This is a genomic window from Limnohabitans sp. 2KL-3, assembly GCF_001269405.1.
Lineage (GTDB): Bacteria > Pseudomonadota > Gammaproteobacteria > Burkholderiales > Burkholderiaceae_C > Limnohabitans_A.
Genome location: NZ_CXON01000014.1, coordinates 18,996 through 36,830, shown reverse-complemented (window position 1 = coordinate 36,830; position 17,835 = coordinate 18,996). Strand labels below are relative to the sequence as shown.

Here is a 17,835-nt window from a genome sequence, read left to right as displayed (position 1 = left end):
CATTCGGCTCAGTGCCTCACTTCAGGTAGGCATTTTTTTCATGCACACCCTGAATGTGCTGGGCCGCTTGTTCTGGGCTCATTTCCTGGTTGAGTACTTTGACATTGACGTGCCAAAGTTCCTCTTCCATAGAGGGCCAGACGCGGTTGATTTTTTGGGCGTTCAGACGAATGGTGTCTTGGCATGTTTGTCGCCAGCTTTGCATTTCTTTGCCCAGTGGGTCATCGATCTTGATGGGGTGGTCTGCCAGTGGAAAGTAGCCTGTCAGGGTGTCGGTGAGCAACTGCGCAAAATCTGCTGTACCCAACCAGGCCATGAATTTTTGGGCTGCGGCTTGATGGGGGCTGTTTTTGTTCACCCCGATGCCGAAATCTGGGTGGACCGAAATGTGACAGGATTGCCCCGGGTGTTCGACGGGCGGCTTGAAAACGCCCAGATCGATGGGTTTTTTGTAAGCAAAGCTGGTACTGCGCAAAAAGTCGATGTCCCAAGACCCTGATGGATAGACCGCTGCATTGCCCGTGGCAAACAGCAACTGAATGTCGCTGTTGGACATGCTGTTTTGTGCGGGATGCATGTAGGGTTTGAGTTGGGCCATCATTTTCCAGGCCCTGATGAAACCAGGGTCGGTGAATTTGACCGTCCCCTCCATCAGCCCAAAACGTGCTTTTTCGCCTTCCCAGAAGTTGGGACCCAGGCCGGTGAAGACCACTTGGGTGGACTCCCACATGTCCGCCGTGCCCAAGGCCAAAGGCGTCACCGTCTTGTGGTCTGCCACTTGGCTCAGCAATTGGTAGAGCTGCTCCCAAGTGGTCGGGGCTTGCAATTTCAGGTCTCGCAAGATTTTCTTGTTGTAAAACAGCCCATGCATGACATAAGCAACGGGCATGCAGTAGGTGGTGGCACCGTCGTCGGTGGTCCAGGCCCTTCTGGCTTGGGGATTGAAGTTTTTGAGTGCCTCTTCTTTGAGGGGGACCAAATAACCTTTGGCTTGTATGCGCACGCTGGCATCAAAAGGGCGGCAAAAAATCAAATCCCCCGCCCGCCGAGTCGACAACCTGGCCTCGAGTCGAGAATCGTAGGCCAGGGGTTCTTCGGGCTTGAACTTCAATTGGATGCCCGGGTGCTGTCGCTGGAAAGCTGGAATCAGGACCTTGTCCCAAAAAATCTGGTCATCCTTGCGCCAACTTTCGATGGTTAACTCTTGGGCCTGGGCGGTGTTGATGCCATACAGGCTGGCCCACAGCAAGCCGCATGCGATCAGCGTGCGGCCAACACAATGACTCTCTTTAACAATGAGCCCATGAGTACTGCGAAATGAATTCATGAATCATGTCACCATAAAAATGAATTCATTTTATTTAAATTTAATGTACTGTCGATTCAAAACATGATCGACGCGATGAATGTGCCAGGCGGTCCTGTCGCCTGGAACTTTTCAGCGCAACACCAGCACAGGAATATGCGAGTGCGTCAGCACCTGTTGGGTCTCGCTGCCCAGCAACAAGCGTTTGATGCCTTTGCGGCCGTGTGAGGCCATCACGATCAAGTCGGCTTTGTGTTTTTTGGCAGAGGCAATGATGGCGTCTGAGACCACGTCTGATTTGACAGCGATCACTTTGATGAGCACAGATTTGGATTTGGCTGACTTTTCGACGGCTGCCAATTGGGCTTTTGCCGACTCAGCCCACTGTGCTTCCACACGAGAAATTTCCTCTGCAGACAAGGGAATGCTGCCTTCAAAGTAGGCCTGAGGGTAGCGTGGCACCACCTTGAGGGCGACCAGTTCTGCGTTGCAGGTGGCGGCCAGTTCAATGGCGCTGGCCACGGCTTTTTTGGACAAGGTTGAGCCGTCCGTGGCCACAAGAATGCGTTTGTACATGAGTTGCTCCTGTTCAGATGGATAAAACCTGAGCTTAGAAGAGCTCTAAGTGAGCTCGCTTGATGCACATCAAGCTTTGTTCGGGTCGCCTGTCGTATCTTCGAAACATGACTCAAGTCAATGTTCCTTCCGTTCCCGACGCACGCCATCCATCCGCCGTCCTTGCCCATTCGCGCGAGACGCAGGGTGTCGAAAGTGCACAGGGGCAAACACCTGAGCAGCGCTTGCATTTGCTTGATGAACCCGAAGAGTGGGCTGCATTCAGTTTGCCGGAAAAGACCGAATCGGGTTGCTGGCGTTCCAGTGTGGTGTTTGAGGGCATGCACTGTGCCGCTTGCGCCATCACCCTGGAAGATGCCTTGCGTGCTGTGCCTGGCGTGCAGTCGGTGCAAATCAGCGGTGCCAGCCACAGAGGGCAGATTGTTTGGTCCCCTGAGCACACGCGACCTTCGGAATGGATGCGCTCGGTTGAAAGTCATGGTTACAAGGCCTTGCCTGCCAACGACGCGCACGCTCACGAACGCCGCCGCAAGGAGGCTCGGCGCATGGTTTGGCGCTTGTCCGTGGCGGCCATGTGCATGATGCAAGTCATGATGTACGCCACCCCGACCTACCTCACGCAGCCGGGCGAGATCTCGGACGAAGCCCTGTATTTGTTGCGCTGGGCGTCTTGGGTGTTGTCATTGCCTGTGATTTTTTTCTCATGCACCCCTTTTCTGAGCAACGCCTGGCGTGACCTGCGCCAGCGCCAGATCAGCATGGATTTGCCCGTGGCGCTGGGCATGGTGGTCACTTTTACGGTCAGTACTTTGGGCACCTTTGAACCCGAGGGGCCATTCGGGGCCGAGGTCTTTTTTGACTCGTTCACCATGTTTGTTTTCTTTTTGTTGATGGGTCGCTGGCTGGAGCAGCGCATGCGTGACCGCACGGCCGGGGCGCTGGAGGCTGTGCTCAACCGCTTGCCTGACAGTGTGCGCAAGCGCCAGAGCGATGGCAGCTGGGTGCTTTTGTCGATTCGCCGGTTGCAAGTGGGGGATGTGATCGAGGTCATGCCTGGTGAAGCGTTTGCGGGCGATGGCCTGGTGTTGCTTGGACAGACCCAGGTGGACGAGGCCTTGTTGACGGGCGAGTCCCGTCCGCTGGCGCGGCGTGTTGGCGATCGGGTGATTGCAGGCAGCCATAACTTGACGGGCACGCTGCAGGTGCAAATTGAGCAAATCGGTGCGGCCACGCGTTACGCCCAAATTGTTTCCTTGATGGAAAGCGCCTCAATCTCCAAGCCCAGCATGGCCTTGCTGGTGGACCGCTGGGCCAAGCCATTTTTGGTGGCCGTGCTGCTGGCTTCGCTGGCTTCAGCCATTTTCTGGTGGCCCAGTGACCCCGCGCATGCCGTGATGGTGGCTGTGGCGGTGTTGATCGTGACCTGTCCTTGCGCTTTGTCGCTGGCCACGCCCGCCGCCATGCTGGCCACGGCCGGGGCGCTGGCGCGCCGTGGTGTGTTGGTGCGCAGGCTCAGTGCTTTGCAAAACCTGGCCCACATTGATACCGTGATTTTTGACAAAACCGGTACGTTGACCCGCGACGCTTTTCAGGTGGTGCACACGCACACCCGAGAGGGCTTGACCGAGGCACAGGTGTTGGCTTGGGCGGGCAGCTTGGCACGCCACTCTTTGCATCCGGTGTCTCGTGCCCTCTGGTCCGAGGCGCGCAGACAAGCCGATGTCGCGCAACGGTTGCCCGCGCTCGAGGCCCTGACGGCGCAAGAGGTCACTGAGTTGGCCGGGCAGGGCGTTCAGGGTCGTCTGCTCGATGGTGCTCAGCCTTTGGATTTGCGTTTGGGTTCACCCCGTTTTTGTGCCGCCCCGGCGCTCGGGGGGCACCACCTGCAAGTCAGCTTGGCCGATGCAAGGGGTTGGCTGGCCACGTTTGAGCTGGCCGAAGAAGTTCGCCCCGAAGCCGTAAGCGTGGTCCAGCAATTGAAGCGCATGGGCTTGTCCCTGAAAGTATTGTCGGGCGACGGCCAGGCGGCCGTGGCCCAAGTGGCACTGGCTGTCGGCATCGCGGATGCACAAGGGGGATGCAGCCCGCAGCACAAATTGCAAGCGCTGCAGGCCATGCAGTCCCAGGGGCACAAAGTGGCCATGGTGGGCGATGGCCTGAACGATGGGCCGGTGCTCGCGGGTGCCGATGTGTCATTCGCTTTGGGGCAGGCCGTGCCCTTGGCCCAATCCAAGTCCGACTTCGTTCTGATGGGGGGGCACTTAGATGCCCTGGTGGATACCGTCCAGCGCAGTCGCAGGACTTTGCGCATCGTCAAACAAAACCTGGTCTGGGCAGGTGTCTACAACGCCGCGTGCGTGCCCTTGGCCCTGATGGGCTGGTTGCCCGCTTGGGCCGCCGGCTTAGGCATGGCGCTCAGTTCTTTGCTGGTGGTGCTCAATGCCTTGCGTTTGTCGAAAGCTTTCGCCGAGCTTTCACCTCGAGCCACGCCTGAACTCAACCCTGCTTGAAATGTGGAAGAAAGCACCCCATGGATATCCTTTATTTGCTGATCCCTTTGTCTGTTGGCTTGGTGTTTTTCATCCTGGCTGGTTTGTGGTGGGCCATTCACCGGGGGCAATTTGAGGACATAGAGGCCGAAGGCGAGCGCATTTTGCGCAACGATTGATTTTGATCAAGTGCTCAGGGTATACACCGAGGCAAACTTGACGAGAAGTTTTTAAAAAAGAAGAGGTGAAAATGAAATTTGCCAATGTGCAGGCGACCACCTACAACGATAAAGTTGTCAGGCAGTTCGCCATCATGACGGTGGTTTGGGGTGTGGTGGGCATGCTGGTTGGCGTGATCATCGCGGCCCAACTGACCTGGCCGGAACTCAATTTCGGCATTTCCTGGCTCAGCTATGGCCGCTTGCGGCCCTTGCACACCAACGCGGTGATTTTTGCGTTTGGTGGTTGCGGCTTGTTTGCCGCCGCCTATTACGTGGTTCAACGCACCTGCAACGTGCGCTTGATCAACGACAAAGTGGCCGCTTTCACCTTTTGGGGTTGGCAGCTGGTCATCGTCTTGGCGGCCATTTCTTTGCCTTTGGGTTTGACCCAGAGCAAGGAATACGCCGAGCTGATTTGGCCCATTGATGTGTTGATCGCCGTGGTCTGGGTGGCGTTTGCCTTTGTCTTTTTTGGCACGGTGGGCATTCGCAAAGTGCGTCACATTTACGTGGCCAACTGGTTCTTTGGTGCTTTCATCATCGCAGTGGCTTTGTTGCACATCGTCAACAACATCCAGCTGCCCACAGGCCTGCTGCACTCGTATTCGGCTTATGCCGGTGTGCAAGACGCCATGGTGCAGTGGTGGTACGGCCACAACGCGGTGGGCTTCTTCCTCACGGCAGGCTTCCTGGGCATGATGTATTACTTCATTCCCAAGCAAGCCGAGCGGCCCGTCTATTCGTACCGCCTGTCGATCGTGCACTTTTGGGCGCTGATCTTCACCTACATGTGGGCCGGTCCTCACCACCTGCACTACACCGCTTTGCCTGACTGGACACAGTCTGTGGGCATGGTCTTCTCCCTCATTTTGTTGGCCCCCAGCTGGGGCGGCATGATCAACGGCATCATGACCTTGTCGGGCGCTTGGCACAAACTGCGCGACGACCCGATCCTGCGCTTCTTGATCGTGTCCCTGTCTTTCTACGGCATGTCGACCTTCGAAGGCCCGATGATGTCCATCAAGACCGTGAACGCGCTCTCCCACTACACCGATTGGACCGTGGGCCATGTGCACTCGGGTGCCTTGGGTTGGGTGGGTCTGGTGACCATGGGCTCCATGTACTACCTGATTCCCCGTTTGTTTGGCCAGAAGAAGATGTACAGCGTCAAAGCCATTGAAATCCACTTCTGGACGGCCACCATCGGCATCGTGATCTACATCGCCGCGATGTGGATTGCCGGTGTGATGCAAGGCCTGATGTGGCGTGCCATCAACGCCGATGGCACCTTGACCTACACCTTTGTGGAGTCCGTCAAAGCCACCTTCCCGTTCTATGCCTTGCGTTTGCTGGGTGGTTTGTTGTACCTGGGTGGCATGGTCATCATGCTTTGGAACACCTTCAAGACCGTGTCCATGGGCCGGTCGGTAGAAGTCCAGATTCCGACACTCGCACCTGCACACTGAGGAGAAATAAAACATGGCTCAAAACCCAAAATCAGGCGGCTTGTCTCATGAGAAAGTCGAGACCAACAACTTTTTGATGATCGTCCTGATCTTCATCGTCTTGTTGGTGGGCGGCATGGTCGAAATCGTGCCCCTGTTCTTCCAGAAATCCACCACCGAACCGGTGCCTGGCTTGAAGCCTTACACCGCTTTGCAAGTGGTGGGGCGCGATGTGTATGTGCGCGAAGGTTGCTACAACTGCCACTCGCAGATGATTCGCCCCTTCCGTGCTGAAACCCTGCGCTACGGCTCTTATTCTTTGGCGGGTGAATTCGTCTATGACCGCCCCTTCCAATGGGGCAGCAAGCGCACCGGTCCTGATCTGGCCCGTGTGGGCGGCCGCTACAGCGATGAGTGGCACCGCATTCACTTGACCAATCCCCGTGATTTGGTGCCCGAGTCCAACATGCCTGCTTACCCTTGGTTGGAAAAGACGGCTGCAGACCACGGCACAGTGGTGGCGCACATGTCGGCCTTGCGGACCTTGGGCGCACCTTACACCGATGAAGAGTTGGCCAAAGCACCCGAAGAAGTCAAAGGCAAAACCGAGTTGGATGCGGTCATTGCTTACCTGCAAGTGCTCGGCGTTCACCGCAAATAAGGCACAGCCATGGACATCAATACTTTGCGATCCATCGTGACCGTTCTTGCCTTCATTGCTTTTATGGGCATCGTGGTTTGGGCGTGGTCTCGGCGCAACCAGGCCAGCTTTGACGAGGCGGCGCAATTGCCGTTTCGCCAGGACGACTGAGCAGTCCTTCAGAACTCAAAAAAATACTTCAAGGAAATTCCATGAGTGACTTCATCAGCAACTTCTGGCACTTGTATGTGGCCGGCATCACGCTGGTCAGCATCATTGCCTGTCTGCTTTTGTTGTGGTTCAGCGGCAAGGCCAAGGCCATGACCGCCAACGACAACACCACCGGCCACGTCTGGGACGGTGACCTGCGCGAGATGAACAACCCCTTGCCCCGCTGGTGGGTGGGCTTGTTCATCATCACCATCATTTTTGCCTTCGTTTACTTGGCCATGTACCCCGGTGCGGGCAACTTCGCAGGCAAATTTGGCTGGTCTTCGGCCGGTCAGTACGAGGCCGAAGTGGCCAAGGGCAATGCCGAAGTGGCACCGCTCTACGCCAAGTTCTCGGGCATGCCACCTGAAGAGGTGTCCAAAGACCCTCAGGCACTGGCCATTGGTGACCGCTTGTTCATGAACAACTGCGCCCAGTGCCACGGCTCTGACGCACGCGGTAGCAAGGGTTTCCCCAACCTGGCCGATGCCGATTGGTTGTATGGCGGCACGCCCGACGCGATCAAATCCACCTTGGTGCAAGGTCGTATGGGCAATATGCCGCCCATGGCCGCCGCCGTGGGTACGCCTGAAGACGTGCGCAACGTGGCCCACTATGTGCTGAGTTTGTCCGCGAGCCCACACGATTCATTGCGTGCCTCTCTGGGCAAATCCAAGTTCGGTGCCTGCGCTGCCTGCCACGGCATGGACGGCAAAGGCAACCACGCCATGGGTGCGCCCAACTTGACCGACGACATCTGGTTGCACGGCTGGGGTGAGAACGCCATCGTCAACATGATCAACAACGGCAAGGTCAACCAAATGCCCGCTCAAGCCACCAAGTTGACTGAAGGTCAGATCCATGTGCTGGCTTCGTACGTCTGGGGCTTGTCCAACAACACGGTGGCCAAGGCCTCTGTCAGTCCTGCCAAGTGATGTAACCCCCTTTGCAGCAGGCGGCCCTGCTGCAGAGTTTGACCAAGGTCTCCATTTTGTCCACCCCAGATCGTCCTACCCGTGCCGTGATCCCGATCACTCCCATTGCGCCTGCCGAGGACGATGTGGTCATGGTGTCTTTGTACCAAGCACAACAAAAAATACACCCACGCAGCGTGCAAGGGGTTTTTGCACGGTGGCGTTGGCTGATGGTGGTCATCACTCAGTTGGTTTTTTACGGCTTGCCCTGGCTGGAGTGGGGGCAGCGTCAGGCCGTTTTGTTTGACCTCGGGGCGCGTCGGTTTTACATTTTTGGCCTTGTGCTGTACCCGCAGGATTTCATTTATCTCACGGCTTTGTTGGTCATCTCGGCCTTGTCGCTGTTTTTGTTCACCGCTGTGGCTGGTCGTTTGTGGTGTGGTTTTGCTTGCCCACAAACCGTCTACACCGAAATTTTCATTTGGTTCGAGCGTCAGTTTGAGGGTGACCGATCAGCCCGCATGCGTTTGGATGCTGCACCCTGGAGCTTGAACAAGGTTTGGCGCAAAACCGGCAAGCAATTGACTTGGATTGTGTTTTCACTCTGGACGGGTTTCAGCTTTGTCGGCTATTTCACCCCGATCCGTGAATTGTCGGCTTCGGTGCTGTCCCTGGGTTTTGGCCCGTGGGAAATTTTCTGGATTCTGTTTTACAGCTTTGCCACCTATGGCAATGCGGGCTTCATGCGCGAGCAGGTGTGCAAATACATGTGCCCCTATGCCCGCTTTCAAAGCGCCATGTTTGACAAAGACACGCTGATCGTCACTTACGACGAAGCGCGTGGTGAACCCCGTGGCCCCCGCTCCAAAAAGGCCGACCCCAAAGCCCTGGGCTTGGGCTCTTGCGTGGACTGCACGCTGTGTGTGCAAGTTTGCCCCACCGGCATCGACATCCGCAAAGGCTTGCAATACGAGTGCATTGGTTGTGGTGCTTGCGTGGACGTGTGTGACACCGTGATGGACAAGGTCGGCTACCAGCGAGGCTTGATCAAGTTCTCGACACAAAACGCCATGGACAAAGGCTGGAGTTGGGCGCAAACCGTGCGTCGCATTTTCCGGCCTCGTGTGCTGATTTATACCGCTGTGTTGTGGGCGATCATCATGGGTGTGGGTGTGTCGTTGTGGCTGCGCGAGCCGTTTAAGGTGGACATTGTGCGTGACCGCGCCACCATGGCGAGGATTGTGGCGGGCGGCAAGATCGAGAATGTGTACCGGTTGCAGATCATGAATGCGGCTGAAGAGGCGCTGATTTTCCGCTTGAAAGTTGATGGCTTACCGGGTCTGGCGTTGGCCAGTGAGCCGGAAGTTCAAGTCAATGCCACCGAATCGCGCTGGGTCTCTGTGCAGTTGCAAGTGCCCTATGATGCGGCTGCTTCTGGCTCTCACCCGATTCAGTTTCACATTGAGGCGCGAAAGTCTTCCGGTGCTCCTGTTGATGCCTCGGTGGGACATTTGAGTGAAAAAACTGTTTTTCTGATTCCCCGCTGAGCGGCTTGTCCATTGAGAAAGAACCCCATGAGCAGCACTTTGAATTCGCAACCGACTGGTCAGCCCTGGTGGCGTTTTGGCATGGTTTGGATGGTGCTTGGCGGGCCAGCAGTGGTGGTGGTGGCGGGCTTGACGACCTTCTACATTGCCGCGAGCAACCCCGATCCGGTACTGACCGTGACACCACGCACCGCCACTCAAGAACGCCAAGGCATCACCCTTGCACCGGCCATGCAAGGCCGCAATCATGCGGCTACGGGTGAGTTGCCCAAGTCCAAGGATGCTTTGGGCAGTGCCGCCGCGGTTGATGGGCATACGGGCGTCCCAGCGTCGGCATCTGCCCCGGCTCCAGCACCCTCTAAACCCTGAGTGGGAAGGATAAACACCATGCGCTCACAACGTTGGATGTGGATCACTTGGCCATCCTTTTTGGTGGCAGGTTTGCTGGAGGTTTTGGTGTTTGCTTTTGTTGACCCCTTGGATCTGCACTGGTTTGGTCGGGATCTTGACCTCACACGTCAGGCCATTTACTCCTTGGCATTTTTTGCTTTTTGGGGTTTGGCCATGCTGTCCAGCGGACTGAGCTTGTTCTTGGGTTTGTCATCCACTGAAGTCAACCGCTGATCAGCCGTCTCAGTCTCAGTGGCAGGCTGAGGTGTTGTTGACCAGTTTTTGCAAGCCTTGCGTGCTCAAAATGCGGACGTGGCGTTGTTTGACTTCAACCATGCCTTCTTCGACAAATTTTGAAAAAGTGCGACTCACCGTTTCAAGTTTGAGGCCCAGATAGCTGCCGATCTCTTCGCGGGTCATGCGCAGGACCAACTCAGATTGCGAGAAACCTCGGGCATGAAGGCGTTGAACGAGGTTCAATAAAAAGGCGGCCAAGCGTTCCTCGGCCCGCATGCTGCCCAACAGCAGCATCACGCCGTGTTCGCGCACAATTTCACGGCTCATGATTTTGTGCACATGGTGCTGAAGCGCCGTCACTTCGCGGGAAATTTCTTCAATCCGGTCAAAAGGCATCACACACACTTCGGCGTCTTCTAACGCCACCGCGTCACAGCTGTGTTGGTCGTTCACAATGCCGTCCAGACCAATGATCTCGCCCGCCATCTGAAAGCCCGTGACTTGGTCGCGCCCGTCTTCTGTGGCCAAGCAGGTTTTGAAAAAACCCGTTCGAATGGCGTAAAGCGAGGTGAATTTTTCGCCGTTGGTGAACAAGGTGTCGCCCCGCTTGACTTTGCGCCGCACAGCCACCAGGTCGTCAAGCCGGTTCAAGTCATGGTCGCTCAGTCCCATGGGCATGCACAGTTCACGCAAATTGCAGTTGGAGCAAGCGACTTTGATGGTTTCGGGATTCATGGTTTATCTCGGGTAGTGCTTTGGATTTGCCTTGGATCAAGGTTTGAGCTTAAACCGAAAAATCTTTCAAAATCGCATGAGTACCTGCTCTGTGCGGGAAATCCTCTAAAACAAGTACACCCTTTGACGTGCGTCAAAACTCATGTATTTCCAAAAGGGCACAGTCACATGGATCTTTTGAAAACGTTTGAGTGAAGGGCCAAGCCATGTCTGTCATCACCCCCGAATTGTTGGTCCGTTTTGACGTGCCTGGGCCCCGATACACCTCCTACCCAACGGCGGACCGTTTTGTGGACGCCTTTGGCGAAGCCGACTACATCCAAGCCTTGGCCCACCGTCAAATGGGTGCGGTGGGCAAGCAGCCGCCCTTGTCGTTGTACCTGCACATACCGTTTTGTGAATCCCTTTGTTATTACTGTGCGTGCAACAAAATCATCACCAAACACAAAGAGCAAGCAGCGACTTATCTGCATTACCTGAACAAAGAGCTGGCGCTGCACACCCGCCATCTGGGTCGCGGCCAAGCGGTCAGTCAACTGCATTTGGGGGGCGGAACGCCCACATTCTTGAGTGATGCCCAGTTGCACCAACTGATGGCCATGCTGCGTGAACACTTTGCCTTTGTCCCCGGCGGTGAATATTCGGTCGAGGTGGACCCGCGCACCGTGGACGAAAGCCGTTTGGCAGTTTTGGCCGAGCTGGGTTTCAATCGCTTGAGTTTGGGTGTCCAGGACTTCGATCCGGATGTGCAAAAAGCGGTGCACCGCATCCAGCCCGCCGAACAAGTCTTCCAACTGGTTGCAGCGGCCCGTCGTTTGGGATTTGAGTCGGTGAATGTGGACCTGATTTACGGTTTGCCATTGCAAACGCCCGAATCGTTTGAGCGCACTTTGGCACAGGTCAATCAGCTGCGCCCAGACCGCATCGCCCTGTATGCCTACGCCCATTTGCCCGAGCGTTTCAAGCCGCAGCGGCGAATCCACGCACACGAATTGCCATCGGCTGCTGGCAAGGTGGCAATGCTCTCTCGCTCACTCGATGCCTTGACCGATGCGGGCTATGTCTATATTGGCATGGACCATTTTGCTTTGCCTGAGGACAGCTTGTCCGTGGCCAAAAGGCAAGGGCGCTTGCACCGCAATTTTCAGGGCTACAGCACGCAAGCCGACTGTGACCTGATTGCCTTGGGCGTGTCATCCATTGGGCGAGTGGGTGCCACCTACAGCCAAAACGCCAAAACCATGGCCGAGTATGCCGAGTTGCTGGATCAAGGGCGTTTTCCCGTGGTTCGGGGTCTGTCGCTCACGCGAGATGACCTGATCCGACGCTCGATCATCATGGCACTCATGTGCCAAGGACATTTGCAATACGAGTCCATCAATCTGGCTTGGTTGGTGGATTTCAAGACGGTGTTTGACGCAGAGCTGCGCCAGCTGGAAGCGATGCAATCGCAAGGACTGGTTCAATTGAGCGATTCGGGCATTCAGGTCACGCCCATGGGATGGTTTTTTGTTCGCGGGGTGGCCATGGTGTTTGACCGTTATGTGCAAAAAGACCGGGATCACAGCTGTTTTTCCAAAATCATTTGAACGCTGTGCTTGATGCTGGCTGCATCGCAGACAATGCAGTTCACGAGGAAAAAGCGGGTATTGCATGCAAAGTTCTTTGGCCATCACGGCCTTGATGATGGGGGTGTTGGGTGGGCCGCACTGCGTCGCCATGTGCGGCGCGGCCTGTGCGGGGCTGGGTCAGACGGCGGGTGAGCGCCGTGGGCAGGCTTTGCTGGCTTTTCAGTTGGGGCGCTTGGGGGGCTATTCGCTGCTGGGGGCCGTGGCCGCAGCCAGCGTCCAAGGTCTGGGCTGGTTGACCACCCAGTCGGCCGCCATTCGACCGCTTTGGACTTTGCTGCATCTGGCCGCCTTCGCATTGGGCTTGTTGCTCATGCTGCAGGCACGTCAACCCGTGTGGCTCGATGGTGCGGCACGACGACTGTGGGCGCGTGTGCGAGCCTTCAACACCCACTGGGGGCGCGCAGCACCCTGGATGGTGGGCGGGTTGTGGGCCTTGATGCCCTGCGGTTTGCTGTATTCGGCCCTGATGGTCGCGGCCTTGACCAGCCAGCCTTTGGAAGGCTCAGCCACCATGGCCTTGTTTGCGCTGGGCAGCAGCATCAGCCTGTGGGCCGGGCCATGGCTGTTTTTGCGCATGCAGACCCTGGGCGATGGGGCCTGGGGCATGCGAGTGGCGGGCTTGGCGTTGTCGGCCGTGTCGGCCTGGGCCGTGTGGATGGGGCTGGTGCATGACCAGGCCCCTTGGTGCGTTACACCCTGACACCAAAGTGCAGGGCCCGGGGCGTGAGATGCTTTCTGCGGCATTCACAATCATGGCGATAAGTGTCCGTTGTTTTTGCCACCTTCCGCGAAAGACTCCCCATGAAACTGATCCGAACACCCTCGATGGCTTGGGCCCTGATGACGGCGCTGGCCCTGCCTGTCGCATCCGTGCAGGCCCAAAGTGCATCCGGTGCCCCCCATGCCGCACATGCCCCACTCAACCAAGTCTTGCATTTGACAGCCTCGGCCCAGACCGAGGTCGCGCAAGACTGGTTGGTGATCACCCTGTCGGTGCAAAAAGAAGGCTTGCAGGCCCCAGCTGTGCAAAAACAGCTCAACGCCATGGTGTCCGCCGCTTTGGCTGTGGCCACCCCCATGGCCAAACCCGGGGCCTTGGAGGTGAAAACGGGTGACATGAATGTGTCACCACGCTATGGCCGTGAAGGCAAGATGAACGGCTGGGTGGGCTCTGCGCAACTTGTTTTGCAAGGCCGTGATGTCGAGCAAATCACCACCCTCGCAGGGCGCATGCCAGATTTGACGGTGTCGCAGATCGACTGGCGCCTGAGTCCTGAGCAGAAAACTTCGGCCGAAGCGCGCATTCAGGCCGAAGCGGTGGCAAATTTTCAGAGCAAAGCCCAATCCCTGACGAAGCAGTTTGGCTTTGCGGCTTACACGCTCAAAGACGTGCGCGTGAGCGCCCAGGAGGCGGGCGAGGGCCAGGTCATGCCGCGCATGGCCATGGCCCAGATGGACGCGCCGTCGCCGATGCCGGTGCCAGCGGTGGCCGGCAAGTCACGCGTGGTGGTGAATATTTCGGGCAGCATTGTGCTGCGTTGATTTGGTTGGCCTGCAGCCTGAATCGGTGGCTGCGGGCCTCGCTCCATCAAGCGGACAGGCCCTTGTAGAGCATGTAAGCGGCCAGCAAATACAGCACGCTGGCAAATACGCGCTTGAGTTGCTTGACGGGCAACTTGTGCGCGGTGGACGCCCCAATCGGGGCCATCAGCACGCTGCACACCGCAATCACCACCAAAGCGGGCAACCACAAGTAGCCAAAGGTGTAGTCCGGCAAGTTTTGCACGTTTTGCCCGCTCACGATGTAGCCGGCCACGTTGGCCAGCGCGATCGGAAAGCCCAGCGCAGCGCTGGTGGCCACCGCGTTGTGGATGGCCACATTGCACCAGGCCATGAAAGGCACGCTGATGAAGCCGCCGCCAGCGCCCACCAAGCCCGAAAGCAGGCCGATCAGGCCACCTGCGCCGAGCAATCCCTGAAAACCAGGCACTTGACGCGAGGGTGCAGGTTTTTTATCCAAAAACATTTGTGTGGCCGAAAAACCCACAAAGAGGGCAAAAAACAAGGCCAGATAAGCGCCTTTGGCAAATGCAAAAATGCCCATGCTGCCAATCAGGCTGCCCAGGACAATGCCAGGGGCCAGGCCTTTGACCAAGTCCCAGCGCACAGCTTTTTTCTTGTGATGGGCCCGCACACTGGACACCGAGGTGAAGATGATGGTGGCCATGGACGTGGCGATGGCCATTTTGACTGCCAGGTCAGGGCTGACACCGCGAGCGCCCAGCATGTAGGTGAGAAATGGCACCATCACCATGCCGCCACCGATTCCTAAGAGGCCTGCCAAAAAGCCAGTGCACAGGCCAAGAACGGCCAATTCAGCCAACAGCAAGGGTTCGATGATCATTTTTGAGCGGGGGAGTGAGGAAAGGTGTCTGCAAGTGCCACCGGACCGTCATCCTGAACCGGGGGTTCAGGTGGGCGAGGGCAGACTGACGTTGGGTTCATCTGACGCGAGATGATCACGCTCACCAGCCAATGTTCCAAGCCCGGGCTCTAAGAGCATTGGTTCAAGGAAATATAAAGCCCGGCATGCACCGCAGACCTGTTCATTGTAGGGGCATTTGTGGCCGCAAGATGCAGCGCGGGTGAGATGACCTGCGTGGCGAGAAATCCTAAATCAACTGACCATCTTGATTCAGAGAGCCATCGAGCTTTTCCAGCAATTGCATCAGGCGTTGTTGTGTATCGGCCGGGATCGCTTCAGGCGATGAGGCGGGGGGCGGCTCGTTTTGTTCAAAGGCCACATTCAAGGCGGCCAACACGGCAATGCGTTCACGGGCCTTGATCTTGCCAGCGTCGCGAATTTTGCACATGGCTTCATCCACTTTGCGAACAGCCCCCAGAAGGCGAGCTTGCCCCCCTTCCGGGCAGCCCAGAACATAACTCTGGCCCATGATCTGGACGTCGATTTGTTGTGTGGTCATGGAGAAGCCTTTCAGGGCGAAGTTGCAGCACTGGGCAGGCGATCAATCAAGGCGTCGACCCGGGCTCTGGCCGCAGCAAGGCGCGATTTGAGTTGGTCGCGTTCTAGGCTGAGAGACTGGACTTGCTGGGACAGCAAAGTGTTGGTCTTTTGAAGCTCTTCGTGGCGCAGCAACAAGTGATCCACACGTTCGGCAATTTGATCGATGGTGTCGGAATTGGCCATGGCTTACAAGAAAACAGATGTACCTTATTGTAGGGGAGTCATTCAGTGGCCACTGAATTTGCTGGTTTGTTCTTGGTCATGTGTAGGTTTGCCGACAGCTTCACTCCTAAAATGGGCGCTGTTGGTGCTCGCGATGCCGGTTCACGGCTCGCAGTTCAACGGGAAGCAGGAGGGACAAGCCAACTCGGCCCACCTAACCTGCGCTGCCCCCGCAACGGTAAGCAGACGGGTTTTCAGTCAAACGGAAACCCAGCTTTCATCTCAAACCACTGGCCGCCCTGAAACAGACGGCTGGGAAGGTGATGAAGGTCGCTCTGTCAGCCCGGATACCGGCCAACAAGGTGACCTGTCGCAAGACGGGTTGTAAAGCCCATGCACTGTCGGGGAAGGCGGTGAGGGCGTTTGACTTGTTCGTTTTCCATGAAAAATCGTTCTCTTTGTGCGCGGCGTGTTGCGCCTGCACTGTCTTTGCTGTCATTGGCTTCAGGTGTGGCCTGGTCGCAAGGCCCAGCGCCCGAAATGGTGGTGACGGCCAGCCGTACTGAACAAATTCTGACCGAGGTGTTGCCCCACACGACCGTGTTGGGGCGAGATGCCATTGAGCAATCGCAGGTGTTGGACTTGCCAACTTTGCTTGCACGCGAGGCTGGATTTCAGTTCACTCAAAGTGGTGGTCGGGGCGGTCAGTCCACAGTTTTTCTGCGTGGCGCGGCCTCCTTGCAGGTGCTGGTTTTGGTGGATGGCATCCCCATGACCAAACAAGACACCACAGGTGCGGTCAGCCTGGAGCACATCATGCTTGACCAAGTTGAGCGCATCGAAATTGTGCGTGGAAATGTCTCGGCCATTCATGGCGGGGGGGCCGTCGGGGGCGTGATTCAGGTTTTCACCCGTCAAGGAAAAGGTCAGCCGACGGTCTATGTGACCGCTGAGCAGGGCTCGCTGGGGGCCCAGCGATGGAATGCCGGGACAAATGGTGCGGTGGGCTCTTTCGCTTACGCTTTGTCCGTGGGGAAAAACCGAACCGATGGCATCAATGCAGCCAACCCCGCCCAAACCCTCAATACCCATCCCGATCGTGATGGGTATCGCAACGACAACCATGCCTTGAATCTGTCTTACCAGCTGAGCCCTGACTTCAAATTGGGTTTGCGCTCATCGCATACCCAGGGGCGCTTTGATTACGATGTGTCTGGCAGTTTTGCCGAACCCACAGATGTTCATCAAGGCCGCACCCAGCTGGACAGCCACACCGTGTATGCGTCAGGACGCTTGGGTCCTTTGTGGACGTCTCGCCTGAGCTTTTCGGACGCCAAAGAGCTCAATGACACCCACACCGTGGGGGGCTACTCTTTCACCACACATGCCCAAACGCAGACCCGATTGCTGTCGTGGACCCATCAGTTTGATTTGCCATCCATGGTGTTGTCCGCTGGCATGGACCATCAAACACAATCCATTGACATGGCCACCGACGGTGTGTCGGGCTTGACCCGTGATCGCACCGCCAAAGCCATTTACGGTGGTGTGGTCTACAGACAAGCCGCCCACAGTTTGCAATTCAACTTGCGCCGAGATGACGTTCAAGGCTTGTCTGCCAAAGATTCCGTGTATTTGGGCTATGGCTTGGATCTGAATGCGCAATGGAAATTGATTGCCAGCCATGCCACAGCGTTCAACATGCCCCCGCTGGGTTATTTGTTTGACCCCTACAGCGGTAACCCTGACTTGCGCCCAGAGTCTGCCAAGACACGAGAGGTGGGGGTGCAATGGGCGCAGGGTCCTCACCGTTTGCGTTCAACTTGGTTTGTTTCACGCACACGCGACTTGTTGTTGTATGACATGAACACATGGCAGTTCAGCAACATCAGCAGCGCCAAAAACAAAGGCCTTGAAACGAGTTACAGCGGTCAACTGAACACGACCGATTTGCGTGCCAGCTTGACCTTGCAAGACCCGGTGAACGAAGAAACGGGTCAAAGATTGGTTCGCCGGGCCAAGACCCTGGCTTCGGTGTCGGTCTCCCAAGCGCTGGGTTTGTTGACCATGGGGGTCAGCGTGCGCTACACAGGACCACGCCCGGACATTGAGGGTGTGCCCGGCTTGCGCAGCAACACCTTGCTGGATGTGACGGCTCGTTACAACCTCAGCCGGGACTGGACACTGTTTGGGCGTGTGGAAAATGCCACAAACAGCCCGTACCAAACAGCTTATGGCTACAACCAGTTGCCGCGCACCACCACGGTGGGCCTGAGTTGGAAAATGAAACATTGATTGGACTCGGCC

General features: G+C 56.9%; 19 protein-coding genes and 1 riboswitch. Of the genes, 13 read left to right on the top strand and 6 right to left on the bottom strand.

Annotated features, from left to right (window positions below; translation table 11 throughout):
- Positions 1-16 precede the first annotated feature (16 nt).
- Positions 17-1,327: an ABC transporter substrate-binding protein gene (locus AMM41_RS15510; RefSeq protein WP_089960915.1), complete on the bottom strand. Its 1,311-nt coding sequence runs from the start codon at positions 1,325-1,327 to the stop codon at positions 17-19.
- A gap of 111 nt (positions 1,328-1,438) precedes the next feature.
- On the bottom strand, positions 1,439-1,882 hold the full coding sequence (locus AMM41_RS15505) for a universal stress protein (protein ID WP_089960910.1): 444 nt from the start codon (positions 1,880-1,882) through the stop codon (positions 1,439-1,441).
- A gap of 107 nt (positions 1,883-1,989) precedes the next feature.
- Here AMM41_RS15505 and AMM41_RS15500 point away from each other — a divergent pair, with 107 nt between their 5' ends.
- The 9 genes from AMM41_RS15500 (at position 1,990) to AMM41_RS15460 (ending at position 9,972) form a co-directional block, all read left to right on the top strand.
- Entirely contained in the window at positions 1,990-4,392 is a 2,403-nt protein-coding gene (locus AMM41_RS15500) for a heavy metal translocating P-type ATPase (protein ID WP_089960906.1), read from the top strand.
- Between the two features lie 20 nt (positions 4,393-4,412).
- A complete protein-coding gene (gene ccoS, locus AMM41_RS15495) occupies positions 4,413-4,550 on the top strand; it encodes a cbb3-type cytochrome oxidase assembly protein CcoS (RefSeq protein ID WP_089960903.1) in 138 nt (45 codons plus the stop codon).
- Positions 4,551-4,621: 71 nt separating this feature from the next.
- A complete protein-coding gene (ccoN, locus tag AMM41_RS15490) occupies positions 4,622-6,058 on the top strand; it encodes a cytochrome-c oxidase, cbb3-type subunit I (RefSeq protein WP_089960900.1) in 1,437 nt (478 codons plus the stop codon).
- 13 nt (positions 6,059-6,071) lie between these two features.
- Positions 6,072-6,698: a cytochrome-c oxidase, cbb3-type subunit II gene (gene ccoO / locus AMM41_RS15485; protein WP_089960898.1), complete on the top strand. Its 627-nt coding sequence runs from the start codon at positions 6,072-6,074 to the stop codon at positions 6,696-6,698.
- A 9-nt stretch (positions 6,699-6,707) separates the two neighbouring features.
- On the top strand, positions 6,708-6,848 hold the full coding sequence (locus AMM41_RS15480; RefSeq protein WP_089960894.1) for a cbb3-type cytochrome oxidase subunit 3: 141 nt from the start codon (positions 6,708-6,710) through the stop codon (positions 6,846-6,848).
- Positions 6,849-6,889: 41 nt separating this feature from the next.
- Complete coding sequence (ccoP, locus tag AMM41_RS15475) at positions 6,890-7,822, top strand: cytochrome-c oxidase, cbb3-type subunit III (RefSeq protein ID WP_089960891.1); 933 nt, start codon at positions 6,890-6,892, stop codon at positions 7,820-7,822.
- A gap of 131 nt (positions 7,823-7,953) precedes the next feature.
- A complete protein-coding gene (ccoG, locus tag AMM41_RS15470; protein ID WP_089961148.1) occupies positions 7,954-9,348 on the top strand; it encodes a cytochrome c oxidase accessory protein CcoG in 1,395 nt (464 codons plus the stop codon).
- A gap of 27 nt (positions 9,349-9,375) precedes the next feature.
- Positions 9,376-9,717: a nitrogen fixation protein FixH gene (locus tag AMM41_RS15465; protein WP_089960888.1), complete on the top strand. Its 342-nt coding sequence runs from the start codon at positions 9,376-9,378 to the stop codon at positions 9,715-9,717.
- Positions 9,718-9,735: 18 nt separating this feature from the next.
- On the top strand, positions 9,736-9,972 hold the full coding sequence (locus tag AMM41_RS15460; RefSeq protein ID WP_089960884.1) for a hypothetical protein: 237 nt from the start codon (positions 9,736-9,738) through the stop codon (positions 9,970-9,972).
- A gap of 15 nt (positions 9,973-9,987) precedes the next feature.
- Here AMM41_RS15460 and fnr read toward each other — a convergent pair whose 3' ends face one another.
- Positions 9,988-10,710, bottom strand: a complete 723-nt coding sequence (gene fnr / locus AMM41_RS15455) for a fumarate/nitrate reduction transcriptional regulator Fnr (protein WP_089960881.1) — start codon at positions 10,708-10,710, stop codon at positions 9,988-9,990.
- Between the two features lie 206 nt (positions 10,711-10,916).
- Here fnr and hemN point away from each other — a divergent pair, with 206 nt between their 5' ends.
- The 3 genes from hemN (at position 10,917) to AMM41_RS15440 (ending at position 13,883) form a co-directional block, all read left to right on the top strand.
- Positions 10,917-12,299 carry an oxygen-independent coproporphyrinogen III oxidase gene (gene hemN, locus AMM41_RS15450; RefSeq protein WP_089961144.1) on the top strand — a complete coding sequence of 461 codons (1,383 nt, stop codon included), beginning with the start codon at positions 10,917-10,919 and terminating at the stop codon, positions 12,297-12,299.
- Positions 12,300-12,363: 64 nt separating this feature from the next.
- The gene (locus tag AMM41_RS15445; RefSeq protein ID WP_089960878.1) at positions 12,364-13,041 is read left to right on the top strand and encodes a sulfite exporter TauE/SafE family protein; all 678 of its coding nucleotides are present in this window, start codon (positions 12,364-12,366) and stop codon (positions 13,039-13,041) included.
- Positions 13,042-13,142: 101 nt separating this feature from the next.
- Complete coding sequence (locus AMM41_RS15440; RefSeq protein WP_089960875.1) at positions 13,143-13,883, top strand: SIMPL domain-containing protein; 741 nt, start codon at positions 13,143-13,145, stop codon at positions 13,881-13,883.
- Between the two features lie 46 nt (positions 13,884-13,929).
- On the opposite strand, the gene AMM41_RS15435 is transcribed toward AMM41_RS15440, so the two are convergent.
- The 3 genes from AMM41_RS15435 to AMM41_RS15425 form a co-directional block, all read right to left on the bottom strand.
- A complete protein-coding gene (locus AMM41_RS15435; RefSeq protein WP_089960870.1) occupies positions 13,930-14,745 on the bottom strand; it encodes a sulfite exporter TauE/SafE family protein in 816 nt (271 codons plus the stop codon).
- Between the two features lie 268 nt (positions 14,746-15,013).
- The gene (locus AMM41_RS15430; protein ID WP_089960867.1) at positions 15,014-15,325 is read right to left on the bottom strand and encodes a cell division protein ZapA; all 312 of its coding nucleotides are present in this window, start codon (positions 15,323-15,325) and stop codon (positions 15,014-15,016) included.
- An 11-nt stretch (positions 15,326-15,336) separates the two neighbouring features.
- Positions 15,337-15,549, bottom strand: a complete 213-nt coding sequence (locus tag AMM41_RS15425) for a DUF904 domain-containing protein (protein ID WP_089960865.1) — start codon at positions 15,547-15,549, stop codon at positions 15,337-15,339.
- A 105-nt stretch (positions 15,550-15,654) separates the two neighbouring features.
- Positions 15,655-15,902: riboswitch (cobalamin riboswitch) on the top strand.
- A gap of 67 nt (positions 15,903-15,969) precedes the next feature.
- Here AMM41_RS15425 and AMM41_RS15420 point away from each other — a divergent pair.
- Positions 15,970-17,823, top strand: a complete 1,854-nt coding sequence (locus AMM41_RS15420; protein ID WP_089960862.1) for a TonB-dependent receptor domain-containing protein — start codon at positions 15,970-15,972, stop codon at positions 17,821-17,823.
- Positions 17,824-17,835: the final 12 nt, after the last annotated feature.